General features: G+C 57.2%; 17 protein-coding genes and 1 tRNA gene. 14 read left to right on the top strand and 4 right to left on the bottom strand.

Annotated elements, in window-relative coordinates:
- The first annotated feature begins 1 nt into the window (after position 1).
- The 4 genes from BLR69_RS23060 to pelG are packed head-to-tail and all read left to right on the top strand — an operon-like array spanning position 2 to position 5,217.
- On the top strand, positions 2-1,369 hold the full coding sequence (locus tag BLR69_RS23060; protein ID WP_071497023.1) for a PelD GGDEF domain-containing protein: 1,368 nt from the start codon (positions 2-4) through the stop codon (positions 1,367-1,369).
- Positions 1,347-2,342, top strand: coding sequence for a HEAT repeat domain-containing protein (locus BLR69_RS23065; protein WP_071497024.1), 996 nt, complete (start codon positions 1,347-1,349; stop codon positions 2,340-2,342). Before BLR69_RS23060 ends, BLR69_RS23065 begins: the two co-directional genes overlap by 23 nt.
- On the top strand, positions 2,332-3,846 hold the full coding sequence (gene pelF / locus BLR69_RS23070) for a GT4 family glycosyltransferase PelF (RefSeq protein WP_071497025.1): 1,515 nt from the start codon (positions 2,332-2,334) through the stop codon (positions 3,844-3,846). Before BLR69_RS23065 ends, pelF begins: the two co-directional genes overlap by 11 nt.
- Entirely contained in the window at positions 3,847-5,217 is a 1,371-nt protein-coding gene (gene pelG / locus BLR69_RS23075; RefSeq protein WP_071497026.1) for an exopolysaccharide Pel transporter PelG, read from the top strand. It begins immediately after the preceding gene.
- Between the two features lie 149 nt (positions 5,218-5,366).
- Here pelG and BLR69_RS23080 read toward each other — a convergent pair whose 3' ends face one another.
- A complete protein-coding gene (locus BLR69_RS23080) occupies positions 5,367-5,651 on the bottom strand; it encodes a DUF3077 domain-containing protein (protein WP_071497027.1) in 285 nt (94 codons plus the stop codon).
- Positions 5,652-6,035: 384 nt separating this feature from the next.
- Between BLR69_RS23080 and BLR69_RS23085 the strand changes: the two genes are divergently transcribed.
- Together BLR69_RS23085 and BLR69_RS23090 are read left to right on the top strand one after the other, a co-directional pair.
- Positions 6,036-7,652 (top strand): alpha/beta fold hydrolase, encoded by a 1,617-nt coding sequence (locus tag BLR69_RS23085; RefSeq protein WP_076955260.1) that lies wholly within the window; start codon positions 6,036-6,038, stop codon positions 7,650-7,652.
- Positions 7,649-10,303 carry an AAA-like domain-containing protein gene (locus BLR69_RS23090; RefSeq protein WP_071497029.1) on the top strand — a complete coding sequence of 885 codons (2,655 nt, stop codon included), beginning with the start codon at positions 7,649-7,651 and terminating at the stop codon, positions 10,301-10,303. The genes BLR69_RS23085 and BLR69_RS23090 overlap by 4 nt, the downstream gene beginning before the upstream one ends.
- 620 nt (positions 10,304-10,923) lie before the next feature.
- Here the strand turns inward: BLR69_RS23090 and BLR69_RS23095 are convergent.
- Complete coding sequence (locus BLR69_RS23095) at positions 10,924-12,081, bottom strand: ATP-binding protein (protein WP_071497030.1); 1,158 nt, start codon at positions 12,079-12,081, stop codon at positions 10,924-10,926.
- Between the two features lie 201 nt (positions 12,082-12,282).
- Positions 12,283-12,358 (bottom strand) — tRNA-Thr (locus BLR69_RS23100).
- Between the two features lie 184 nt (positions 12,359-12,542).
- Between BLR69_RS23100 and BLR69_RS23105 the strand changes: the two genes are divergently transcribed.
- Positions 12,543-12,950, top strand: coding sequence for a hypothetical protein (locus tag BLR69_RS23105; protein ID WP_071497031.1), 408 nt, complete (start codon positions 12,543-12,545; stop codon positions 12,948-12,950).
- Positions 12,951-13,004: 54 nt separating this feature from the next.
- Here the strand turns inward: BLR69_RS23105 and BLR69_RS23110 are convergent, their stop codons facing one another.
- Positions 13,005-13,229 carry a DUF2790 domain-containing protein gene (locus BLR69_RS23110; protein ID WP_071497032.1) on the bottom strand — a complete coding sequence of 75 codons (225 nt, stop codon included), beginning with the start codon at positions 13,227-13,229 and terminating at the stop codon, positions 13,005-13,007.
- Between the two features lie 587 nt (positions 13,230-13,816).
- Here BLR69_RS23110 and bcsQ point away from each other — a divergent pair.
- The 7 genes from bcsQ to BLR69_RS23145 are packed head-to-tail and all read left to right on the top strand — an operon-like array spanning position 13,817 to position 25,752.
- Positions 13,817-14,851 carry a cellulose biosynthesis protein BcsQ gene (gene bcsQ, locus BLR69_RS23115; protein WP_232000935.1) on the top strand — a complete coding sequence of 345 codons (1,035 nt, stop codon included), beginning with the start codon at positions 13,817-13,819 and terminating at the stop codon, positions 14,849-14,851.
- Positions 14,848-17,067 (top strand): UDP-forming cellulose synthase catalytic subunit, encoded by a 2,220-nt coding sequence (bcsA, locus tag BLR69_RS23120; RefSeq protein ID WP_071497033.1) that lies wholly within the window; start codon positions 14,848-14,850, stop codon positions 17,065-17,067. Before bcsQ ends, bcsA begins: the two co-directional genes overlap by 4 nt.
- A complete protein-coding gene (gene bcsB / locus BLR69_RS23125) occupies positions 17,064-19,337 on the top strand; it encodes a cellulose biosynthesis cyclic di-GMP-binding regulatory protein BcsB (protein WP_071497034.1) in 2,274 nt (757 codons plus the stop codon). The genes bcsA and bcsB overlap by 4 nt, the downstream gene beginning before the upstream one ends.
- Entirely contained in the window at positions 19,334-20,530 is a 1,197-nt protein-coding gene (gene bcsZ, locus BLR69_RS23130) for a cellulose synthase complex periplasmic endoglucanase BcsZ (RefSeq protein WP_071497035.1), read from the top strand. The genes bcsB and bcsZ overlap by 4 nt, the downstream gene beginning before the upstream one ends.
- On the top strand, positions 20,512-24,408 hold the full coding sequence (locus BLR69_RS23135; protein WP_071497036.1) for a cellulose biosynthesis protein BcsC: 3,897 nt from the start codon (positions 20,512-20,514) through the stop codon (positions 24,406-24,408). The genes bcsZ and BLR69_RS23135 overlap by 19 nt, the downstream gene beginning before the upstream one ends.
- A gap of 16 nt (positions 24,409-24,424) precedes the next feature.
- Positions 24,425-25,087 (top strand): SGNH/GDSL hydrolase family protein, encoded by a 663-nt coding sequence (locus BLR69_RS23140; RefSeq protein ID WP_071497037.1) that lies wholly within the window; start codon positions 24,425-24,427, stop codon positions 25,085-25,087.
- A complete protein-coding gene (locus BLR69_RS23145) occupies positions 25,087-25,752 on the top strand; it encodes an alginate O-acetyltransferase AlgF (RefSeq protein ID WP_071497038.1) in 666 nt (221 codons plus the stop codon). The genes BLR69_RS23140 and BLR69_RS23145 overlap by 1 nt, the downstream gene beginning before the upstream one ends.
- Positions 25,753-25,761 lie beyond the last annotated feature (9 nt).

Below are 25,761 nucleotides of genomic sequence, written 5' to 3' on the forward strand. Positions count from 1 at the left end.
AATGAATTCTCCACACATGGATTACAGCCTGGCGCCTCGCGCCAGCGGGCCGGTGTCTTGGCTGGAAACACTCCTGGTAACGGGCTTGGCCATTGGCCTCGGCTTCTGGCTGACCCCCGAAGACCCGTTGCAAATGCACGGTGGTTTCCCCTGGCCAATCCTGGCGCCGCTGCTGTTGGGTGTGCGTTACGGTTTTGTGCGCGGCCTGTTCAGCGCCGTGCTGCTGGTGGCGGCGCTGTTTGCCCTGCGCTACACCGGGCATGCAGGTTATACCCAGCTTGAGCCCTCGTTCATCGTCGGTGTGCTGGTGTGCGGGATGCTGGTAGGCGAGGTTCGCGACCTGTGGGTGCGCCGCCTGGAGCGTCTGCAGATGGCTAACGAATACCGTCAGTACCGCCTCGACGAGTTCACCCGTGCCCACCAGATCCTGCGGGTGTCCCATGACCTGCTTGAGCAACGCGTGGCCGGCAGTGACCAGAGCCTGCGCAGTTCATTGCTGGGCCTGCGTGAAAAACTGCGCGGCATGCCGGTCGAAGGCGACGCATTGAGCGAGCTGGCCGAGCCGATCGTGGCGATGCTCGGCCAATACGGCGCATTGCGCGTGGCGGGTTTGTACCGCGTCGACGACAGTGAGAAAAACCTACTGCCCCAGGCCTTGGCGATGATCGGCGTGATGGGGCCGCTGGAGACCGATGACGGTTTGATCCGGCTATGTCTGGAGCGCGGCGAACTGGTGAGCGTACGCCAGGAGCTGATCGACGCCGGTAACGCCGCGCAGTTTTCCGCGCTGCAGGCCTGCATCCCGTTGATCGATGCCGAAGGCCGCTTGCTGGCGATCCTGGCGGTTCGGCAGATGCCGTTCTTTGCGTTCCAGGACCGCACCTTGAGCCTGTTGTCGCTGCTGGCTGGCCACATTGCCGACCTGTTGCGCCGCGATCCGCAAGTGCTGAGCCTGCCCGATGCGCACGCCCAGCAATTTTCGTTGCAGCTCAAGCGGTCGCTGGTGGATGTGGAACAACACACGTTGCCCGCCGGGTTGTTCGCGTTCGAGATGACGCGCGCCAACGAGGAACTGTCGCGCCTGATGGAGCGCAGCCAACGTGGCCTGGACTTGCACCTGGCGGTACGCAACAACCGCGAACATCGTCTGTTGCTGGTGCTCCTGCCGTTGACCAGCCCGGAAGGTACCGAAGGCTACCTGGCGCGGATCGGCATGCTGTTGCACGAGCACTTTGGTATCGATACCGACCTGGACAGCCTGGGTGTGCGGGTCATGCCTTTCAATCTGGAGCCTGGCTGTGATCGCAACGGGCTGCGTAACTTCCTCTACAACGAGTGTGGCCTGAATGATCAGCAAGTGGCTGTTTAGCGGCGCCGTGCTGCTGGAGGCGGGCAGTTGGGCCAGCCTGTGGCTCGATGCGCCGCAGATGCACGAACTGCTGGTGTTCACCTTCAGCCATGGATTGGCCTGCCTGATGCTGTGCGGCGCCGTATGGCTGCTGTTGCCGGCGCGCTACCGGGCGCCTTTGCCGTGGAGCCCGCTGTTCATTTTCAGCCTGGCGTTCTTTGTGCCGGTGATCGGTACCCTGGGCGTGGTTGCGTCGATCTTCCCGGCGCTGTACCTGCCGCGTAAACGCGACCAGCAAGCGTGGCAATCGGTCGGCATTCCCGGCCTGCCGTTCCGTGCAAAGGCCCAGACACGCACGCCGATCTTCGCCGATGGTGGTTTGCAGGACGTGCTGCGCCACGCGCCCGATCCCGATCAGCGTCTGGCCGCGCTGCTGGCGACTCGCCGCATGCCTGGCAAGGACGCGGTGCCCATCCTCAAGCTGGCCTTGGGTGACCCCAGTGATGACGTCCGTCTGCTGGCGTACTCGATGCTCGACAAGCAGGAAAGTGACATCAACCTGCACATCCAGATGGCGTTGGAACAGTTGGCTGGCGTCGGCCCCCGAACTGCCGGCCCGGTGCACAGCATGCTGGCGCGCTGGTATTGGGAATTGGCCTACCTCGGCCTGGCCCAAGGCAGCGTGCTTGAGCACGTGCTTAACCAGGCCAGCGAACATGCCGAACAAGGTCTGGCGGCCGGTGAGGGCGGCGAGCTGTTGCTGCTGGCCGGCCGTATTGCCCTGGAACGCGGTGAAAACGAGCGAGCTGAGGCCCTGCTGCACGAGGCTGAGCGAAACGGTCTGGGGCCGGCTCAGTTACTGCCTTTCCATGCCGAGTTGGCGTTCGAAGCGGGTCGCTATCACGAAATCCCCGGGCTGCTCGCCAGCCTGCCGGAAGAAACCCGTCAGCGGCCACCCTTTGCTGAGTTGGTGAGGAGCTGGAATGAATCATAAGGAAACCACCCCGACGGCTGACATTTGCCTGCTGCTGGAAGGCACCTGGCCGTACGTGCGCGGCGGTGTATCGAGCTGGATCCACCAGATGATCCTCGGCCTGCCGGAGCTGACTTTTTCGGTGATGTTCATTGGTGGTCAGCGTTCGGCGTACACCTCGCGGCGTTATGAAGTGCCGGTGAATGTGGTGCACATCGAAGAGGTGTTCCTCGAAGACGCGACGCACCCCGCCGATACCCGTGGCACGCCACGCGATGCCAACCCGCAGCAGCTGGCCGACCTGTATCGCTTTTTGCACCACCCGGACCCGCCCGAGCGGGAACTGGGCGAGCGCCTGCTCAACTGCATCGCCGAGGGCCATATGACCCTGGATGATGTGCTGCGCAGCCGTGCCAGCTGGGAAACCCTCAGCGAAGGCTACCGCCAGCACTGCGCCGACCCGTCTTTCGTCAACTATTTCTGGACGCTGCGTTCGTTGCAGTCGCCGTTGCTGATGCTCGCCGAGGCCTCGCGCAAGATGCCACCGGCGCGGGTGCTGCACTCGATTTCCACCGGTTACGCCGGGCTGCTGGGCTGCATCCTCAAGCACCGCTGGAAATGCACTTACCTGCTGAGCGAACACGGTATCTATACCAAGGAGCGCAAGATCGATCTGGCCCAGGCCACCTGGATTGCCGAAACCTCCGGGCAGGCGCTCAACCGCAGCCTCGACGGTGGCTCGGGGTATATCCGGACCCTGTGGGTGCGCTATTTCGAACGGATCGGCCAACTGGCCTACAACAGCGCCGACAAGATCATTGCCTTGTATGACGGCAACCGTCAGCGTCAGATCAAGGACGGTGCCGATCCGAGCCGCACGGCGTTGATCGCCAATGGCATCGACCTGTCGCAATGGTCCCGTGCCATGGAAACCCGTGAGCCGGGCATTGCACCGGTGGTCGGGTTGATCGGGCGCGTGGTGCCGATCAAGGACGTGAAAACGTTCCTGCGTGCCATGCGCGGCGTGATCAGCGCGATGCCGCACGCCGAAGGCTGGATTGTAGGCCCCGAGGAAGAAGACCCGGAATACGTGAGCGAATGCCGCAGCCTTATGGCGAGCCTGGGGCTTGAAGGCAAAGTGCACTTCCTGGGTTTCCAGCGCATCCAGGACATCTTGCCCAAGCTTGGCCTGATGGTGCTGACCTCGATCAGCGAAGCACAACCCTTGGTGATCCTCGAAGCCTGGGCTGCCGGTACGCCGGTCGTCAGCAGCGACGTCGGCTCGTGCCGCGAACTGATCGAAGGCGGCAGCGCCGAAGACCGCGACCTCGGCGTGGCGGGCAAGGTGGTGGCGATTGCCGACCCACAGGCGACGTCCGCCGCCATCCTGGAACTGCTGCGCAGCCCCGAGCGCTGGAAGGCTGCACAGGCCGCCGGCTTGCTGCGGGTCAACCGTTACTACACCGAAGCCTTGATGCTGCAGCGCTACCGCGACCTGTACCAGGCCGCCATGGAGAACAGTTAAATGGCCGGTATTGGCTTCGAACTGCGCAAGATCCTCTCGCGCGACTCATACACCGCCACCTTGCACGCCTATGTGTATGCGGGCCTGATCAGCTCCGGCCCGTGGGTGCTGTCGATCATCAGCGTGATGCTGGTGGGGATCATCAGCCTGGGCCTGCTGTTGCCCAACGCATTGGTGGGGCAGTTTCTGGTCACGGTGACGTACCTGATGGCCAGCTCACTGATCCTGACGGGCGGCCTGCAGTTGTTCTTCACCCGCTTCGTGTCCGACCAGTTGTTCGAGCGCAACTACGACCAGATCCTGCCCAACCTGCTGGGCATATTGTTGATGGTGACGGTCGGTGCCGGGGTGTTGGGGGTTATCGTGCTGGCGGTGCTGTTCGATCAACCGCTGATCTACCGCGTGCTGGTGCTGTCGAACTTCGTGGTGCTGTGCAACCTGTGGCTGGTGATCATCTTTCTTTCGGGGATGAAAAAGTACAACCGCATCCTGCTGGTGATGGTGGTGGGTTACTCGCTGATGGTCGCGAGCGCCTACCTGCTGAGCTTCCTGAAGATGCCCGGCCTGTTGCTGGCGCTGTTGATCGGCCACGGCAGCCTTTTGTTCCTGTACCTGTACGACATCCTGCGCGAGTACCGTGCCGAGAAAATGATTGCGTTTGATTTTCTCGATCGTCGCAACGTGTTCCTCAGCCTGCTGGTGACCGGCTTCTTCTACAACTTCGGCATCTGGGTCGACAAAATCCTGTTCTGGTTCAACCCAGGCACGTCCAACACGGTGATAGGCCCGCTGCGCGCCTCGATCCTGTACGACATGCCGATCTTCATCGCCTACTTGGCGATCATCCCCGGCATGGCCGTGTTCCTGGTGCGTATCGAGACCGACTTTGCCGAGTGGTACGACCGCTTGTTCCGTGCCATCCGCGATGGCGAGACCTTGCAGCACATCGGCTCGCTGAAAACCGAGATGACCCTCTCCATCCGCCAGGGCCTGCTGGAAATCTGCAAAGTCCAAGGCCTGACCGTGGTGCTGCTGTTCCTCTTCGCCCCGCGCCTGCTGGAATGGATCGGCATCTCCAGCTACTACCTGCCACTGTTCTACATCGACTTGATCGGCGTGAGCATCCAGGTGGTCTTCATGGCGTTGCTCAACGTGTTCTTCTACCTCGACAAACGCCGCGTGGTCCTGGAACTGTGCGTACTGTTTGCCGTACTCAACGCAGCCCTGACACTGCTCAGCATGCACCTGGGGCCTAGCTTCTTCGGCTACGGGTTTACGTTGTCGTTGCTGGTGTGTGTACTGCTGGGGCTGGCGCGGTTGTCGTCGGCGCTGGAAGATCTGGAGTATGAGACGTTTATGTTGGCGCGGTGATTGGGTTGCAGGTGGGGTGAAAAAGGCACTTGGCGTTCGCGGCAAGTGCCTTTTTTGTTGGGGGCTGGATGGGGCTTTATAGAGAGCGATAACGAACCTCGCCACAAGTTGAACTGCACTATGGCGAGGACAGGCCTTTTCAGTGAGGTCTACTGCGCGCTATTGCTGGGTGACTCCAACACCTTCACCACGTCATCAATCACCGCCTTGCTCATCTCCTGCAAATAATGCGAAGCCCAGGCATAACGGTCCGTCTCCCGTGTCATCGCCGCCTCTTCTGCGAGCAGCTTGGCGACATGGAGCAGGTCGGAAACGTGGTGCAAGGCTTCATGCAGGGAAACACCGCTATTGACGCGGAACAGAGGTTGGTCGGAGTGAAAGGAGAAGGGGGTGACGCCGAGGGTGGTTAACGCAGGCGGACTTGTAGCGGTCATTGGTAAAACTCCCATATCTGGTGAGAGCTACCACGTTCGTTCTCAGGCGAATGGGTGGCAGCTGTGCGCAGGCTGAGAAACCGGAGATACAGGAACCCGGCAGACCCGAAGGTCTCCCACGCACAGCCGCCATTGCACGAAATGGTGGGCGAAAAAAAAACGCCTGCAAATCGGGTTTTGGGGCGCTTGGTGCGCCTGCATCTTGCGGGGTTCTCAGGCCCGATCGCTGAATTGGCAGCGATAGGAAAGAGTAGCTTGATAAGGAGTGACTCGCAATGGTGGGTTGCTTTGAGCCATTTGTTTGAGGTAGGTACCACTAAAGCTTGCGTGATGGCAATATAGCGGCTTGCTGATGGCAATAAGCTATAGGGGCGGCGGCGATTGATGGAAAATAATACTTGGTACAGATATGACGAAAACGCTGATTTAGCGGTGGTTTTTGTTCATGGCTTCTTTTCAAGCGCCGCAGACTGTTGGAGGAATAAGAGCGCCAATGTCTTCTGGCCGGAATTGCTAAAACAAGATAAGAGATTACCTCCAGTGTCAATATTTATGGGAGGTTATTACACTGATATCGACTCGGGTGACTATGGTGTCAGAGATTGCGTAGAAGAGTTGTTCAGGTCTTTGAGCCGAAAATCTGCGGCTGGAGAAAAGTCGGTACTTGAAAAGAGAAAACTCATATTTGTATGTCATAGTTTGGGTGGTATAGTCGTAAGATATATGCTGGAGTCAAAGAGGGAGAGCTTTAAGGAGCATTATGTCGGACTAGTCTTAATGGCTTCGCCATCCATCGGTTCCGATTATGCCGATAGTTTTCTTGGTGTGATAAATTTGTACAAGAATAGATTGGGTAAGCAATTAGCTTTCAAAAATGAATTGTTAATGGATCTCGATGCTAGATTCAAGCAATTTATTAACGTTGTAGGTCATGATAAATTCAAAGGTGTAGAGGCCGTTGAACATAAAGCTATGTTTGGTTCTCGCTGGCTCCCTGGCTTTGCACCTATAGTATTGAAAGATTCCGCAGCGCGTTATTTTCCGAGTCCCCAAGTGATTCCGGATACTAACCATTCCTCTATTGTAAAGCCAGTAAGTCTTAATCACGCTAGCCATAATTTTCTTGTGGATTTTATTAATGACAAGTTTTTAGCGGAAACGGAAATAGATTTTAAAATTTGCTCTAAAATAGAAAAAGACGCAGGCGTGTACTCTAGGCTAGTCAGTCGGGGACCGTTATTTGATATATATGACGCTAATTGTGAGCCGTACTATTTTAAGAGGGATATCGACTCCCAAGTTGCATGTGACTTTTCTGTCGCAAGTTTTTGGCTGTTTGGACCGTCAGGGGCAGGAAAAACATCGATTATAAAAAAATTGCTCTGCGATGAAGGGGGAGGCATTGTGGAAATGTGTTTCTCTCAATGCAATAGTCCTGCGTTTAGAGAGCAATATATAGCGGAGATGGTTGATACTATTCGTTTGTTAAGTGATGATATTAATTTAAATGTCGAAAAAACGCTCAACGGCCTAGTTCAGTTATTAATAAGAAAAATTGAGTTGGGTGGTAAACTAACACTTTATATCGATGAAGTGCCGGCCGGGCAAAATGAATGTATGGCTGAGAACGAGCTAATTTGTCTAGTGGAAGATATATTCACAAGAGTAAAACAACTCTCTAACGCGAACGATCTACGTATTGTAATCTCGTCCATAGGTAAGCCAGATTTTTCCGCATGTAAAAACCTATCAAAAATAAGTAGTTACTTGAGGTTACGAGAATGTTTTCTCTGGGGGCATGATGAGTTAAGTGGTTTGTTACAGTTGATATTGACTGGTGTTGGTGGTTCATTCAATATCGAAACATTGCCAGCAAATCTCTTAGATGTATCTTATGGCTCTCCGAGATTTTTGAAAAATTTCTTCAAAGCTAGAATTTCTCAGCCAGGTAAAAGCAACGAGGAAATTCTCACTATTTCTGCCTATGGATTCCAATCATGATGAGTGAAATTATGACGGATAAAAAAATCAAGCCTTACGCTATTGTCCCTTCGTCGCTATATGTCCGGCGCGAAGCGGATGCGCAGCTCCGTCAAATTATCGCTGATATGGGACGTCCAGGATACGTTTTAGTATCTCGTCAAATGGGGAAGACTAATCTGCTTCTTAACGCCAAACGTGAAGTCGATTCACTTGGTGATGTATTTGTGTATTTAGATGTGTCAAACGCGTTCTCTGATTTACGCTCATTTTTTAGAAACATTACAGATACAATACTGGATGGCGCTGAACTGAGCCTTGCTGAGGTCTCTACATTAATTAACGAAGCTCGGCTTTCTGCCGATATCATGCAGCCACATAAGGAGCATGAGCGAGAGCTAAGGGCGATTTTACGCGCCATTCCCGGAAAGCTCGTAATATGTTTGGATGAAATTGATGCTCTCACGAAAGTTGACTACTCTGATAATGTTTTTTCTTTAATTAGAAGTATCTACTTTTCTGGTAGAACAAACTTTGCCGAGTTTTACAGGCTTACATATGTGTTGTCAGGAGTGGCAGATCCATCTGAGCTTATTAAAAATAAAGCAATTTCTCCTTTTAATATTGGAGAAAAAATATATTTGAATGATTTTAGTTTGGATGAGACTTTTTTGTTCTTGACGCAATGTGCATTGACCTTTTCAAGTGAGGCGGTGAGCAGAATCTTCTATTGGGCCTCTGGTAATCCGCGCATGACTTGGGATATTTGCTCCGCGTTAGAGTCGCAAGTTATATCTGGTGTGCATATTGATGAGAGGGAAGTTGATTTTGTTGTGGAAGGGTTGTATTTGAAAGATTTCGATCTTCCTCCTATTGACCATATAAGAACTAGGGTTGAGCTAGATAAAGAAATAAGAAATGCTGTAATGAGCATACATTATGATAAGACATTGAGTCTCTCAGATAAGGTAAAGGATCGTTTGTATCTTGCGGGAATAAGTACACCTAAAGCAATAGATGGCTCCATAAAATTCCGAAATAAGATTATGGCTCTTTCTTTGTCAGAAAAATGGATTTCGGATGTTGAAGTCCGTAGTACAACGTTGGAAAATCGTGCCGCTGATAAACTCAGACTTAAGCAGTACCAAGATGCTATCGATCTCTATACCGAATTCCTTGCTGGAAATGAAAATCAAGAAAAAAGAAATGCTGTTTTGCTAAATGTTGGATTTTGTCAAGCAATGCAAGAAAAATTCGATGAGGCGATTGAAGTATTAAGTCCTGTCAATCTTACGCTTGATAAACATCCTTACTTTTACAGCTTTCGAAGCTATTGGTTAGGGCTCTGTTATCTTTGTAAAGGCGATTATGCTGTAGCGAAAAATGAGTTTTCTAAGATTTGCGATCAAGGATTAACTGAGCATAGCTCCGGATTTTATTTTCAATCTCAGGTTAATTTGGCAATCAGTCAGTTTAAGGAGTTTGGCGATTTTAGTAAGGATGATTTTGAAAGCGGTGCAGTTGAGGAACTATTGCTGCAGGTGATTGCTTCAGAAGATCAGATGACAAAGTATAATCAGGTTGCAGCAGTCAGGAAAGTGCTTTACTCAGCGCACTATCATCTTGCTCTTTATTATATGCGTACTGAAAATTCAGCTGGGGCTATGGAAAGCTTAGATAAGGCGCTTTTTTACGCAGGGGAGGGTGAAAAACTTAATTTGATGATATATAGAGCGTCATTTCAAAGTGACTCTTCAATTGAAGCGTCAATATATTCTAATTGTGCAAGCGAGTTGATTAAAACCAACGTTTATTTGTCAAGAGCGAAGCAGATTAATCCAGCCGCGGTTACGTTGGATGAATGCGCAAATCTAATTTATAATCTGGCTCGGCTGGATGCTAAACAGTCAGTAATAGACCTTATAAATTATTTAGATGTTACCCGTGATAAGCAAATTATTAGCTCGTGGAGTCTATGCTTGCAGGCTACCCTTATCGCGTTGGGCGATGGGGATGTAACCACGTTTGCTCGGCTTACTCATTACAGACTGATGACGGTGACTGAAGAAACTCCAGTTGATGAGGTATTCCAAACATTATGTTTTGCAATTCTACTTCCTGGCGGCGAGGAGCGAGCAGAGTTTGCTGATAAGTTTGTGACCTTGTTTTTGAATATGAACGATTATGCATTGCGTGATGCTGATATTCGAGTGATTTGGGAGGTTGTTCTTTATAAGCTTGCTGTTGGTAACTTTAACGAAGCATTGAGGATATACGAATGTGCGGCGGATTGTTTTGAGCGAAGTGTGAGTCAAGACAAATTTTCTGAAAATATTGTTCAGTCTGGTCGGGCTATTTTTGAATATATGAAAATAAAAATATATGGAATGGCTGAGGGCCAAAAACTTTGCAACTACAGTGCATTAATGGATATTCATTTGTCTCCAGAAAAATTTGAGCTTCCATTCTTTAATTCAGATTTTTTGGCTCGGTTTTTGACTGAGGATTTTTCTTCGCCTCGAGAGGCTGGTCGCGTTAAAGGTGGGCAAAAGATAGGCCGAAATGAAATAGTAGAAATTGTCTTTAATGATGGTAAAAAAGTTAAGGGGAAATATAAAAAGCTACTTCAGATCATTGAGTCTGGAGAAGCCTCATTAGTAACCGACGCGTAGTGTTTGAGTTGTACGCGTTGCTCAGATTGTTGCGAGATTTAGGCTAAGTATTATTCAGTACAATCAATTGACAGAGGCTGCGCTATTAGGGTTAAGGATTATAGGTTTTGTACTTTTATCTAGTGGGGTCGCAAGTTTCTAATCGCTATTGAGTTCTAGGTTCGAAGAAGCATGATGTTTAGTTGCTCCGATATTTTTGTTTTCGACTTTGTGCGAGGCAGTACAGATGGGGTCATTGTTTAAAATTTCGTTCATGTGGTATTGATTTTCCCCGATAGGCTAAATAGAAGCGGGCGCTGATCAATCCGTTTATAGACAAAGTTAATTGGGATGGACTCATCCAGTGCTGATCCGGGCGCTGCTGTCCATGCTCTATACGAGGACGGAAGTAAGAGTTGAGTTGAGGGCCCTAAGGTTTTTAGCTTTCAATTGGGTTGCTTTGGAGCATTCACCCCAAAATGTCTTCGGCGACTTATTGAGCTTTTCTAAGGTTTGGAAATTTCAAAGCCTCATTAACTGACGCTTCGAGATATATTGCCGCTACCTGCCGGTTACAAGTCAGTTTATACAGTGTGATACCCGTGAGATGATTATGCGACAGAATAAAGGGCTGCATGGTCCTAACTTCCGCCAATCAGCGCCCGCTCCTCCAACCAGATTTCCTGAACAAACTGATCCGTAATCGCATAGATCCCATGTCCTCGCCGCATGATGATGTTCTCCGCAACCAGTGCAATCACCACTGGTTGAATCTCCTCGACCCGAACCTCGCGACCGACCGTCTTCGAATACTCCGCCGCTGCGTTGATGGAGAAAATCCCACGGGCATCACCTTCCGTCGCCGCGATCTTGTTGAAAATCGCTTGAGCCAAAATGCCCAGTTGTTCAACTTTCTCAAGCTCAATGCTCGCCGCTGCGGAGCGCAGGGTACTGGCAATCACGGGTAGGAAAAGATCGGGGTCACCGTCCTGCTGCATGAGTTGGCGAAGTGCCTTGAGCATTTCTTCTGGCCGGTTCCCCAGCGTATTGAACGCCTCGATAGCTGCGTCGAGGGAGGGCAGTTTTCCCTTCTTCACCGTCATCGCAAGTCGGTCAAGCAGGAACTCAACGTAATCGCCTTTCAACAACGGATAGGCCGCAGAGGTAGCGCCGGAAAACGCCTGGTTGCGTTTGGCGGTCAGCTCGCTCACTTGGGCTCTGTGGGAGCCGGTGCCGATAAAGAGGAAATACCCCGGCGTATTGGGGCATGGGTTGATCGCATCACGAGCAGCCTTGAGCGCCAATAGCAGTTGGTTGCCATCGTCCGAGGAAATGGCTTGCTGCACTTCGTCGATGATCAGCACGAGGTCAGTCTTCGCTTGGTCGACAACCTCTGTAAGTGCTTGAGCCAACGTAGGGCCATCAGCATTGCCAATGCTGTCGAGCTTGAAGCCAAATTTGAAGCCTGCCACGCCCAAGTCAACATTGCTGACACGCTTGAGCATCTCCAGGGCTGAGGAACCAGGCGTCTGCAGTTCCTGCAGGGTTTTGTGGATGGCGTTGTGCACGAGCATTGCCGGGTTGGCCAGCGTGTCGCTCCATAGGTCGACGTAAATGACGAGAGCGCCAGCGGCTTCCAGGGCGGGAATCAGGTCGTTTCTCAGAAATGTCGTTTTACCCGTGCGGCGCAGGCCATACAGAAACAGGCCTGAGCGCAACCCTTCATCGAGTACGCCTGGGTTAAGAAGCTGGTTTGCCATTGATTCAGCCAATTCAGGGCGCTGAAATATGCGGCTCATGCAATTATCCTTTTTATGGATACGCCATAATTATTGCCAGTTCATAATTTGGCATAAAGGCTGAAAGATGAGGCTTTGAGGCTGAAGTGGTGTTTTTAAGGCGAAAAGGGATTGGTTGAGGCGAGGGGCGGAGTGTGATTCAGCTATGAACACCCCAGAAACAACAAAGCCCCTGCATTTCTGCAGGGGCTTTGTCTTATATGGTGCCGGCACCAGGAGTCGAACCCGGGACCTACTGATTACAAGTCAGTTGCTCTACCAACTGAGCTATACCGGCGTGTTAGGGCGACGATTATAGCGATTGGCAAGGTTCTGTAAACCCCTGAATTCTGACTATTTTTGCAGAACCCACGCTTTTTCCACGCCCGCCCCTTTTTCCAGCTGGCGAGTGTAGGATTTCTCCCTTGGCGCCGAAGGGTCTACCCCGGCAAAAATTCTCTCCAAACCCAAGGAAGCCCCACGTGAAACGGATTCTCTCCCTGTCTCTCATCCTCCTTACTGCCGCGCTCGCTGCGTGTTCGTCCAACAAACCCGCCAACGACCCGGCGCTGGTGGGCACCTGGAAAGGTCTGCGTACCGAGGCCGGTAAGTGCCAGTTCCTGTCGTGGACCAATACTCTCAAGCCCGACGGTCGTTTTGTGATTACCTTCTACCGCGATGCACAGCAGACCAAGGTGATTCAGACGGAGCAGGGTACGTGGTCGGCGGCCAATGGCAGGAATGAGTTGCGTACCGACGGTGTGCGTTCGCCGGATGTGTACACCTATAAGCTGCTGGACGCAGACACGGTGCATTACGTGAGTGTGGCCTCGGACCCGACCAGCGATTGCCAGGATGACTACGCGTTCACCGAGCGTCGTGTGCGCTAAGCCTTCAGAAAACGCTCCGAAACCGGGCACTCAGGTGCCCGGTTCGCGCAAGTCTTAACTGCCTTCTGCGCAGTTATCTGCGAACTTCTTGTAGTCCAATACCTGTTGCTGCCCGTGGGAATCCAGGTAGGTCATGTGTGCATTCACGATCCCACACGCTCCGTTTGTGTCTTCGACAGTGGTCAGCACGCGCTGGACGTCCAGCTTGGGCTGTACGTCGGCGCGGGCGTTGACGGTAAAAGCCAGCAGGCTGACGGCGATCAAGGTGTTCCAGTTCATGGTGGGTATCCTCCGGGTTCAACAAGTGGGTGTGGGCTTATTGAGCGCCCTGGAGGTATCTGCACTGTGTCATGCGGCGCGGGTTTTGCTTCGTTGTGTAGCGAGACCTTGGCTGCATACACAGCGATACACGAGCCGTGGCCGTGTGGGTCATTTGGATCGACCGCTCAGCCGGTTTTCCCTTGAATACAGGTGAGGTTTCCGTATTCTGTCCCGCGATATAAACCGTCAGTTTTATCGCAGTTCCTTGTAGGCAAATTTTCGAGACAATGTAGGGCAACCGAATATCTGTTGATGCATATGTCAGTTTTGTGTCGTTTTTGTCCAGTCAGGCAAGATTTTTTGTGAAATAACGATGCAAGTACATGTTCTTAAACCGAATGGGTTTTTCTTCATAAAGTCGTCGTAAAAATGGCGTCAGGCCGTTCGTCGGATTGAATTGAACTTAAAACATCAAAATACTGACACCATCATTGTGATATCACAGAATGCGCCCGACACCACATAACTAGAAAAAACCAGGTCAGCTCCTTGCTGGCCTTTTTATCGCCTTTATAAAGCGCAAATCAGGTGGGGAGGGGCAGTGAGTGAGTCGGGCAGATGACATTTCAAAGCTATTCAACAAGCTCGGTGCCAACCCGAGTGGCTATCGTGAGATCGACTTTGTCCATGAGTTCATCGAGGACGAAGTCGAGGTCCTGGAAGCCCCCGCAGTCACTCCAGCCCCGCTTGAGATCGAAGCCCCCTCGGCCCCTCTGCTGCGCTTGCTGGAGGAACTGAGCCAAGGCGAAGCCGACCACCTGCAGCCGCCCGAAGTGGTGGAAGGGCGGGATGGCCAGGTGTACTCCGAGCAATCGAGCCCGAAAGTCGTGGTGTTGGTCTCGGTCAAGGGCGGCGTCGGTCGCAGTACCCTCGCGGCTGCGCTTGCCAGTGGCTTGCAGCGCCAGGGCCGCCCGGCACTGGCTCTGGACCTGGACCCGCAAAACGCCCTGCGCCACCACCTGTGCCTGGGCCTCGACATGCCCGGCGTTGGCGCCACCAGCTTGCGCAACGAAGGCTGGGAAGCCCTGCCCGAGCGCGGTTTTGCCGGTTGCCGGCTGGTGGCATTCGGCGCCACTGACCACGAGCAACAGCACAGCCTCAATCGCTGGTTGGGCCAGGACAGCGAGTGGCTCGGCAAGCGCCTGTCCGGCCTTAAGTTGAACGGCCAGGACACCGTGATCATCGACGTCCCCGCCGGCAACACCGTCTACCTCAGCCAGGCCATGTCGGTCGCCGACGCGGTGCTGGTGGTAGTACAGCCGGACGTGGCCTCGTTCAGCATCCTCGACCAGATGGACAGCCTGCTGGCGCCATACCTCCAGCGCGCCAAACCGCCACAACGCTTCTACGTGATCAACCAGCTGGACGGTGCTCACCGCTTCAGCCTGGACATGGCCGAGGTGTTCAAGACCCGCCTGGGTGCTGCGCTGTTGGGGACGGTCCACCGCGACCCCACGTTCAGCGAAGCCCAGGCCTACGGGCGTGATCCCCTCGACCCAACCGTCAACAGTATCGGCAGCCAGGACGTCCACGCCCTGTGCCGCACCTTGCTCGAACGCATCGACTCGGACCTTCCATGACCGACACTACGTCCTCCACGCCCTTCGTCGAAGGGCGCGCCGAACAGCGCCTCAATGGCGCCATCGCGCGCTTCAACCGGTGGCCTGCGGCGCTGCGTACGGTACTGGTTGTCGCCAGTTGCGTGCTCGGTGCCCTGCTGTTGATGGGCATTATCAGCGCGCCGCTCGACCTCTACAGCCAGTGCCTGTTCGCGGGGGTGTGCTTCCTCGCCGTGCTGGTGTTGCGCAAGATCCCGGGGCGCCTGGCGATCCTCGCGCTGGTGGTGCTGTCGCTGGTGGCGTCGTTGCGCTACATGTTCTGGCGCCTCACCTCCACCCTCGGCTTTGAAACCTGGGTCGACATGTTCTTCGGCTATGGCCTGGTCGCGGCTGAGTTCTACGCCATGGTCGTACTCATCTTCGGCTACGTGCAAACCGCCTGGCCGCTGCGCCGCACGCCGGTATGGCTCAAGACCGAGCCGGAAGAATGGCCGACGGTCGACGTGTTCATCCCCACCTACAACGAAGCGCTGAGCATCGTAAAGCTGACCATTTTCGCCGCCCAGGCGATGGACTGGCCCAAGGACAAGCTGCGCGTCCACGTGCTCGATGACGGCCGCCGCGATGACTTCCGCGACTTCTGCCGCAAGGTCGGGGTGAACTACATCCGCCGCGACAACAACTTCCACGCCAAGGCCGGTAACCTCAACGAAGCGTTGAAAGTCACCGACGGCGAATACATCGCGCTGTTCGACGCCGACCACGTGCCGACGCGTTCCTTCCTGCAAGTGAGCCTGGGCTGGTTCCTCAAGGACCCGAAGCTGGCGATGCTGCAAACGCCGCACTTCTTCTTTTCGCCGGACCCGTTCGAAAAGAACCTCGACACCTTCCGCGCCGTGCCCAACGAGGGTGAGCTGTTCTACGGCCTGGTGCAGGACGGTAACGACCTGTGGAACGCCACGTTCTTCTGCGGCTCCTGCGCCGTCATCCGCCGTGAGCCGCTGCTGGAAATCGGCGGCGTGGCCATCGAGACGGTGACCGAAGACGCCCACACCGCGCTCAAGCTCAATCGCCTCGGCTACAACACCGCCTACCTGGCCATCCCGCAAGCCGCGGGCCTGGCCACCGAAAGCCTGTCGCGCCACATCAACCAGCGGATTCGCTGGGCGCGGGGCATGGCGCAGATTTTCCGCACCGACAACCCGTTGCTCGGCAAAGGCCTGAAGTGGGGCCAGCGCATCTGCTACGCCAACGCCATGCTGCACTTCTTTTATGGGTTGCCGCGCCTGGTGTTCCTCACTGCGCCGCTGGCCTACCTGGTGTTCGGCGCCGAGATTTTCCACGCCTCGGCGCTGATGATCGTCGCCTACGTGCTGCCGCACCTGGTGCACTCCAGCCTGACCAACTCACGGATCCAGGGGCGTTTCCGTCACTCGTTCTGGAACGAGGTCTACGAGACCGTACTGGCCTGGTACATCCTGCCGCCGGTGCTGGTCGCGCTGGTCAACCCCAAGGCCGGTGGCTTCAACGTCACCGACAAGGGCGGCATCATCGACAAGCAGTTCTTCGACTGGAAGCTGGCGCGCCCGTATCTGGTGCTGCTGCTGGTGAACCTGGTGGGCCTGGGCTTTGGTGTGCATCAACTGGTGTACGGCGAGGAAAGCACCGCCGTCACCGTCGCCATCAACATGACCTGGACCCTCTACAACCTGATCATCACCAGCGCTGCCGTGGCGGTGGCCTCCGAGACGCGCCAAGTGCGCTCCGAGCCGCGTGTGAGTGCGAAGCTGCCGGTGAGTATTATTTGTTCCGACGGTCGTGTGCTTCACGGGATCACCCAGGATTTCTCGCAGAATGGCTTCGGCCTGATCCTCGATGATGGTCACTCCATCACCCAAGGCGAACGGGTGAAGCTGGTGCTGTCGCGCAATGGTCAGGACAACCTGTTCCAGGCGCGGGTGGCGTTCAGCAAAGGTACACAGATTGGTGCGCAGTTCGAGTCATTGACCCTGCGCGAGCAAAGCGAACTGGTGCGCCTGACGTTCTCACGCGCCGACACCTGGGCCGCCAGTTGGGGCGCCGGCCAGCCGGATACGCCGCTGGCAGCCTTGCGTGAAGTCGGCGGTATCGGCATCGGCGGTCTGTTCACGCTGTGCCGTGCCACCCTGCATGAATTACGTATGGCCCTGCGCCGCACGCCCTCACAACCGCTTGATACGTTGATGGACAAGCCATGACCTCCACCCCTTTTTTCGCGCGCGCTCATTCGCGCGCCGCACATGCGTTGCTGATCGCTTCGCTGCTGGGCCTGAGCCCACTGCTGCAAGCGGCCGACAAGGCAGTGATTGCTCCTGCTGCCGTGCAAGGTGCCGAGAACGGCTACAGCCTGACGCTCAAGCAACTGGGGCGTCGCGACAGCATGAACCTGCAGGGTGTGGAGTCATCTGACAGCGTCAACTTCGACATCCGCGCTGACCAGGTTGTGACGGGCGCCCAACTGTTGCTCAACTACAGCTATTCGCCGGCGCTGCTGGCGGAGTTGTCGCAGATCAACGTGCTGGTCAACGACGAAGTCGCCGCCAGCCTGCCGTTGCCAAAAGAGGGCGCCGGCATCCCGCAACAGGCCGTCGTGCAGATTGCGCCGCACCTGATCACCGAGTTCAACCGCCTGCGGTTGCAGTTCATCGGTCACTACACCATGTCCTGCGAGGACCCGCTGCACAGCAGCCTCTGGGCAAAAATCAGCAACACCAGCGAGCTGAAAGTGCAGGTCTCGCCGATCCTGTTGAAAGACGATCTGTCGGTGCTGCCGCTGCCGTTCTTCGATAAGCGTGATGCGCGCCAGCTCAACCTGCCGTTCGTGTTCGCAACCGCTCCGGATAACGCCACGCTGGAAGCGGCGGCGACGTTGTCATCGTGGTTCGGCGCAATGGCCAGTTACCGTGGCGCTACTTTCCCCGCTGCCTACGGCACGATCCCGGCCAAGGGCAACGCCATTGTGCTGGTGCTCAGCCCGAATGCGGTCGACGTCAATGGCGTGAAAGTGGCGCAAGCCAGCGGGCCGACCCTGAGCCTGATCGCCAACCCCAACGACCCCCAGGGCAAGTTGCTGATCGTGTCGGGGCGCGACGGCGCCGAACTCAAGCGCGCAGCCACGGCGGTGGCGCTGGGCAACCCGGTGCTTGCCGGCAACAGCGTGGTCATCGACAAACTTGAAAGCCTGGCTCCACGCCGCCCCTATGACGCGCCGAACTGGGTGCCCAGTGATCGCCCGGTACGTCTGGGCGAACTGGTCGAGCTGAAAAAGCTCAGCGTCGCGGGCTACAACCCTGGCCCGATCAGTGTCGACTTCCGCCTGCCGCCCGACCTGTTCAACTGGCGTGAAGAAGGCGTGCCGCTGCACCTCAAGTACCGCTACACGCCGCAGCAAGTGTCGACCAATTCGTCATTGCTGGTGGGGCTGGATGACCAGTTCATGAAGTCCATGCCGCTGCCGTCGATCACCAGCCTGGCAGACGGCAAGACCCTGTTGAGCATGATGCAGAAAGACAACACGCTGCCGCGCGAAGCCACGGTGTTGCTGCCGATCAGCTCGGCGTCGCCGATGTCCAAGCTGCAACTGCGCTTTATGTACGACTACATCAAGGAAGGCGAATGCCGGGACATCATCGTCGATAACATGCGCGGTACCATCGACCCGGATTCGAGCCTGGATATCAGCGGCTACCAACACTTCATCGCCATGCCGAACCTGGGCGTGTTCAACGATGCCGGTTTCCCGTTCACCCGCCTGGCGGACCTGTCCGAGTCGGCCGTGGTGTTGCCGGATACCTTTGGCACCGACGAGTTGACTGCCTACTTGACCATCCTGGGCCGCTTCGGCGAGTCCACCGGTTACCCGGCGACCGCCGTCAAAGTGGTGCAAGCCAAGGACGTGCAAAGTGTGGCTGACAAAGACCTGCTGGTGATCGCCACCGGTGCCGACCAACCCTTGTTCAAGCAATGGCAGCAGTACCTGCCGGCGACGGTCGACGGTCCGCAGCAGCACTTCAAACTGTCTGACCTGCCGCGCTACGTCAGCAACTGGGTCAGCCCGGACGCCGAAGCCAACAAGCACGCGGCCAACGCCGCCATCAGCTTCAACAGCTTGAGCACCAGCACCTGGTTTGCCGGTTTCGAGTCGCCGCTCAAGGTCGGGCGCAGTGTGGTGCTGATCTCCAGTTCCAGGCCCGAAGGCCTGCAAGCCGCAACCGCTGTGCTGATTGGCGGCGATCAATATAAAGAAACCATCCAGGGCAGCCTGGCGGTGGTGCAGGGCACGCAGGTCAGCTCACTGGTGGCTGACCAGCAGTACTACGTCGGCAAACTGGGCTGGTTCAAGTCGGTGCAGTGGCAACTGTCGCAAAACCTGGGTTGGATGTTGTTGTTCACCTTCCTGGGCCTGGCGATTGTCACCTGCCTGATCTACCTGTCCTTGCGTGCCCGTGCAAAACGGCGGTTGGCATGATGCGTCCAGCCGCTTGGGCCTGGGTGGGCGCCGCGATGTTCGCGGGGGCAGCCCAGGCCCAGACGTGTGATGCGCAATGGCCGCTGTGGCAGAACTACGCCACGCGCTTTGTGCAGGATGACGGGCGAGTGCTGAACTCGTCCCTGAACCCCAGCGAGAGCAATTCCGAAGGTCAGTCCTATGCCATGTTCTTTGCCCTGGTGGGCAACGATCGCGCGCGCTTCGACAAGCTATGGACGTGGACCAAGTCGAACATGGCCGGCAATGACCTCAGCCACCACCTGTTCGCCTGGCTGTGGGGCAAGAACAAAGATGGCCAGTGGGGCGTGATCGATGCCAACTCTGCCAGCGATGCCGATCTGTGGATCGCCTATGCGTTGCTCGAAGCTGCGCGCATCTGGAATGTGCCGCAGTACCGTGCCGACGCGCAATTGGTGCTGGCCAATGTGGAAAAGACCCTGATCGTACGTGTACCGGGCCTGGGCAAGATGCTCTTGCCGGGGCCTGTGGGCTATTCGTATCCGGGTGGTTTGTGGCGCTTCAATCCCAGCTATCAAGTGTTGGCGCAATTGCGCCGCTTCCACAAAGAACGCCCGAACGGCGGCTGGAATGATGTGGCCGACAGCAATGCGAAGATGCTGGCCGACCCCCAAAGCAACCCTCATGGTTTTGCCGCCAACTGGGTGGGCTACCGCGCCACCAGCGCCAATACCGGCGTGTTTGTGGTTGACCCGTACTCTGACGATCTGGGCAGTTACGACGCTATCCGCACCTACCTGTGGGCCGGCATGACGGCGAAGAGCGACCCACTCGCAGCGCCGATGCTCAAGGCGTTGGGTGGGCTGTCACGGGCGACGGCTGCGTCGGTCAATGGCCTGCCGCCGGAAAAGGTCCACGTGCTCACCGGCGAAGTCGAGAAGAACAATGGCTACTCGCCGCTGGGGTTCTCGGCGTCGGCCATGGTGTTCTTCCAGGCACGGGGCGAGACCGCGCTGGCGCAACTGCAAAAGCACAAGCTCGACGATGTACTGGGCAAGGCGATGGCGCCCGCCGCGCCCGATACCGCGCAGCCGGTTTATTACGACTACATGCTTAGTCTGTTCGGCAAAGGTTTTGCCGATCAAAAGTACCGTTTCGAGCAAGACGGTACGGTCACATTATTCTGGGAGGGCGCATGCGCCGCCACACGCTAGCCCTTGCGATATTGGCCACCCTGGCGTCCAGCGCCAGCCTGGCTGCAACCAGCGACCCACAAGCCTTGCTGATCGAGCAGGGTAACTATTGGCAGTCGAAGAAAAACCCCGAGCGCGCCCTGGAAAGCTGGCAGAAACTGCTCAGCCTGAGCCCCGAGCAGCCGGACGCGCTGTACGGTATCGGCCTGATCCAGGTGCAACAGCAGCACCCGGAAGAGGCGCAGAAATACCTGGCCCGCCTGCGTGCAATTTCGCCACTGCCGCGCCAGGCCTTGCAGCTTGAACAAGACATTGCCGTCAACACCCCCACCAACGCCAAGTTGCTGGAGCAAGCCCGTGAACTGGGTGAGCCGGTTGAAGAGCGCGAAAAAGCCGTGGCGCTGTACCGCCAGATTTTCCAGGGGCGCCAGCCTCAGGGCCTGATTGCGCGTGAGTATTACAACGCCTTGGCGTTCACTCCCAAGGGCACGGCCGAAGGGATCGCCGGCCTGCAACGTGTTACGCGTGAGCGCCCGAATGATTCAATCGCCGCGCTGTTCCTGGCCAGGCATTTGGCGCGTAACCCGTCCACTCGTGTCGAAGGTATTCGTGCGATGGAGCGCCTGTCGACCGACAACGACGTGGGCGGCGCCGCCGATGAGGGCTGGCGTTTTGCACTGGTGTGGCTCGGTGCACCGAACCGTGACCAGGTGCCGTTGTTCCAGCAGTTCCTGGCCAAGCATCCGGATGACACTGAGATCCGTGCGCTGATGAACAAAGGCATTGCCCAGAGCAAGGGCGATGGCGGCTGGCAGCGTGATCCCAAGTTGGTCAAAGCGTTCAAGGCGCTGGACGACGGTGACCTGAAAACCGCCGAGCCGCTGTTGGCGGCGCGCCTCGCGGAAAAGCCCAACGATGTCGATGCCCTCGGTGGCATGGGCGTGGTGCGCCAGCAGCAACAGCGCTTCAGCGAGGCGGAGCATTACCTCGGGCAAGCCACACGCCTGCCTGGCGGCGCTGCCTGGCAAAAGGCCCTGAACGAAGTGCGCTACTGGAGCCTGCTCAATCAGGCACGCGACGCGCAAACTGCCGGCCGTAGCAGCCAAGCCCTTGACCTGGCGGCCCAAGCCGAGCGCTTGAGCCCGAGTCGCGCCGACGCCGCCGTGGCCCTGGCCGGCTTCCAGGCCCAGGACAATCAGTTCGACGCCGCTGAAGCCACGTATCGCAAAGTGCTGGCGCGCAACCCTGGCGACCCGGATGCCTTGAATGGCCTGATCGGTGTGCTGTCCCAATCGGGTCGCCCGGATGAAGCGTTGAAGCTGATCGATTCGGTGTCGCCGGCCGACCGTGCCAAGTTCTCCTCGACGGCCAAGATCAAAGCCATGCGCGCCACCCAGTTGGGCAAGTTGGCCGATCAGCGCGGCGACTTGAAAGCCGCCCAGGCGGCGTATCAGCAAGCGCTTGATGCCGACCCGGAAAACCCCTGGACACGTTTCGCCCTTGCGCGGGTCTACCTGCGCGATGGCCAGATCCGCAACGCCCGCGCCTTGATCGATGGCCTGCTCAAAAGCCAGCCGAACCAGCCGGATGCGCTGTACACCAGCACCTTGTTGTCGGTTGAGCTGGGCGAGTGGAAGGCGGCCGATGCCACCTTGTCACGCATTCCGGTCGGCCAGCGCACCGCGGATATGAACGAGCTGGCGAGCGATATCGCCCTGCACAAACAGACGGACATCGCCGTCGAAACCGCGCGCCGGGGTCAGCGTCCCGAGGCCTTGGCCTTGCTCGGTCGCAGTGCGGCGTTGGCCGGTAAAAAACCGGAACGCCTGGCGGTGCTGGCGTCTGCCTATGTCGATGTGGGCGCACCGGAAGAAGGCCTGCAGATCATGCAAGGCGTGCTGGAAAAGACCCCGAACCCGACCGCCGACCAAAAGCTGCTCTACGCCAGCGTATTGCTCAAGGCCAATCACTACACCGAAGCCGGCGACATCCTGCGTGCCTTGCAGGGCCAACCCCTGAGCGACGCCGGACGCCAGCGCTACGAAGATCTGATCTTCCAGTACCGGGTCAAGCAAGCCGACGCATTGCGGGAGAAGAACGACCTGGTGGCGGCGTACGACATGCTCTCGCCAGCCCTGGCCCAGCGACCTAACGACACGTCGGCCATTGGTGCACTGGCGCGCATGTACGCTGCGGGCGGCGATGGCAAAAAAGCCATGGATCTCTACCGGCCGCTGGTCCAGCAAAACCCGGGTAACGCTCAGTTGCAACTGGGCCTGGCGGACATCGCCTTGAAGGGGGGCGACCGTGGCCTGGCGCAATCGGCTGCCGACAAGGCATTGACCCTGGAACCTACGAGTGCCGAAGTGCTGACGTCGGCTGCGGGTATCTACCGTGGCCTGGGTCGCAATAACGAAGCCACTGAATTGCTGCGTCGCGCGCTGGCCATCGAAAACACCCAGCGTGCCCAGGCGCGCTCGGCCCTGGCAGACGCCCAGGGCGTGGCCTACAACCCCTTCGTCGGCTTGCCGGGCCAGCGTCGGCAGATTACCGACCTGGCGGTGGATCGCGGCACCGTGCCGCCGCCCATCGATGCGCCGGCCAACGTGATGCCGGCGCCGGTCGCGGCCACGGTTCCGGCAAACGCCATGGCAAGCAACGGCTATGCGCCGTCGAACAACTTGAGTGATCCGTTTGTGCCGCCAACGCGGATTGCCGCGCTGGACAACCCGACCTTGAGCCCTGCGCAACGGGCCCTCGATTCGATGCTGCGTGACCGTAGCGGTTACCTGGTCCAGGGCCTGAGCGTGCGCAGCAACAACGGTGAAAGTGGCTTGAGCAAAATCACCCAAGTGGACACGCCGTTCGAAGCGCGCATGCCGGTGGGCGACATGAACGTGGCGTTGCGCGTGACACCGGTGAGTTTGAGTCCGGGTACGGTCAAAGCGATTTCGGCTGCGCGTTTTGGCGCCGGTGCAGGCGAGGACAAGGCCAAGCGAGAAAACGGAGTCGGCCTGGCCGTTGCTGTCGAAGATCCGGCACAAGGCGTCAAGGCTGACATCGGCGTCAGCCCCCTGGGCTTTACCTACAACACGGTGGTTGGTGGCGCGAGTGTGAATCGACCGTTCACCGAAGGCGGCAACCTGCGCTATGGCGTCAACGTTTCACGGCGTCCGGTGACCGACAGCGTCACCTCGTTCGCCGGTTCAAAAGCCAGGATCACTGACACCGATGGCGAAGTCCACACGGACAAGTGGGGCGGCGTCACCGCCAACGGCGGGCGTGCCGAATTGAGCTACGACGACCAGGAGGTCGGTGCCTACGGCTATGCGTCTTTGCACAGGTTGTTGGGGCATAACGTCGAAGCCAACACGCGCATGGAATTGGGCAGCGGCGTCTACTGGTACTTGCGCAACACGCCGACCGACACCCTCACCCTGGGCGTCAGCGGCATGGCGATGGGCTTCAAGGACAACCAGGGTTTCTACACCTATGGGCAGGGCGGATACTTCAGCCCGCAACGCTTCTTCTCCCTGGCTGTGCCGGTGCGTTGGGCACAGAGCTTCGACCGTTTCAGCTATGAGGTGAAAAGTTCGGTGGGCGTGCAGCATATCGCGCAAGATGGCGCCGATTATTTCCCGACGGAAAAGGACCTGCAGGAAGCGTTTGAAAACCCGAAATACAAGAGCAGCAGTAAAACCGGCATCGGCTACAGCCTCAACGCGGCTGCCGAATACCGCCTCAGCTCGCGCTTTTACCTGGGTGGCGAAGTCGGTGTCGACAACGCCCAGGACTACCGCCAGTACGTCGGCAACGCGTACCTGCGCTACCTGTTTGAAGACCTGAGCGGGCCTATGCCGCTGCCGGTCAGCCCTTACCGTTCCCCGTATTCGAATTGATTGATAGGAGTCATCCATGCCTGTTTCCGCAATTGCCGGCCTGACCCTGCTGGTACTCGGCGAAAGCCATCTGAGCTTTCCCGATCACTTGCTGGACCCGCTGCAAGCCAACCTGACGGCGCAAGGCGCCAAGGTCCACACCATCGGCGCCTGCGGTGCCGGTGCGGCCGATTGGATCGTGCCGAAGAAAGTCGACTGCGGCGCCGAAAACCTGCCGGGCGCCAAGCCGCAGGTGTTCGGCAAGAACGCCATGAGCACCACGCCGGTCAAGGACCTGATCGCCAAGGACAAACCCGACCTCGTGGTGATCATCATCGGCGACACCATGGCCTCCTACCCGGACCCGCAGTTTCCGAAAGTCTGGGCCTGGAAAAGCGTGACGTCGCTGACCAAGGCCATCAGCGAAACCGGCACCAAATGCGTATGGGTCGGCCCGGCCTGGGGCAAGGTTGGCAGCCTGTACAAGAAGGATGACGCGCGCACCAAGCTGATGTCGTCGTTCCTGGCGACCAACGTGGCGCCGTGCACCTACATCGACTCGCTGACCTTCTCCAAGCCAGGCGAATGGATCACCACCGACGGCCAGCACTTCACCATCGACGGCTACCAGAAGTGGGCCAAGGCCATCGGCGGCGCGCTGTCGGCATTGCCGGCTGATGCTGTGAAGGGAGCCAAGTGATGAAGCGCATTTCCCTGGGCCTGGCGACCTTGCTCGCCAGCGTCAGCGCTTACAGCGCCGACATCCCGTTGTACCCCACCGGGCCGGAAAAAGACTCGGCGTTCCTGCGCTTTGCCAACGGCACCAGCAGCGAGTTGAAGCTGGTGGCCGAAGGGTCCAAGGCCAGCCTGGTGCTGGGTGGCGACAAACTTGTCTCCGACTACCTGCCCGTGTCGGGCGGCAGCGCGCCGATCAAAGGCGTGTTGAGCCAGGGCGGCAAAAGCGCTGATCTGGCTGTCACTGTTGCCCCAGGCGAGTTCGCTACGGTGATCGCGGTGGCTGATGCCAAGGGCGGTATTCGCCAACTGGTGATTCATGAGCAGCCGGACGACTTCAACGCGCTGAAAGCCTCGCTGGCCTTCGTCAATGCCGACGCCGCGTGTGCCGATGCCAGCCTGGAAGCCGTGGCGCAAAAGGCCGAGCTGTTCAAGAACGCCGCCGAAGGTTCGGTGCAGCGTCGCATGATCAACCCGGTGGAACTGTCGGTGCAGCTCAAGTGCGCCGGTGCGCTCACCGGTCAACCGTTGACCTTCGCCCTCAAGGCCGGCGAGCGCTACAGCGTGCTGGCATTGCCAGCGGCTGGCGGTACCCGGTTGTTGTTCGCGCCTGACACGCTCGCTAACTGATCAGGCCCG

Source organism: Pseudomonas azotoformans, assembly GCF_900103345.1.
GTDB classification, from domain to species: domain Bacteria; phylum Pseudomonadota; class Gammaproteobacteria; order Pseudomonadales; family Pseudomonadaceae; genus Aquipseudomonas; species Aquipseudomonas azotoformans.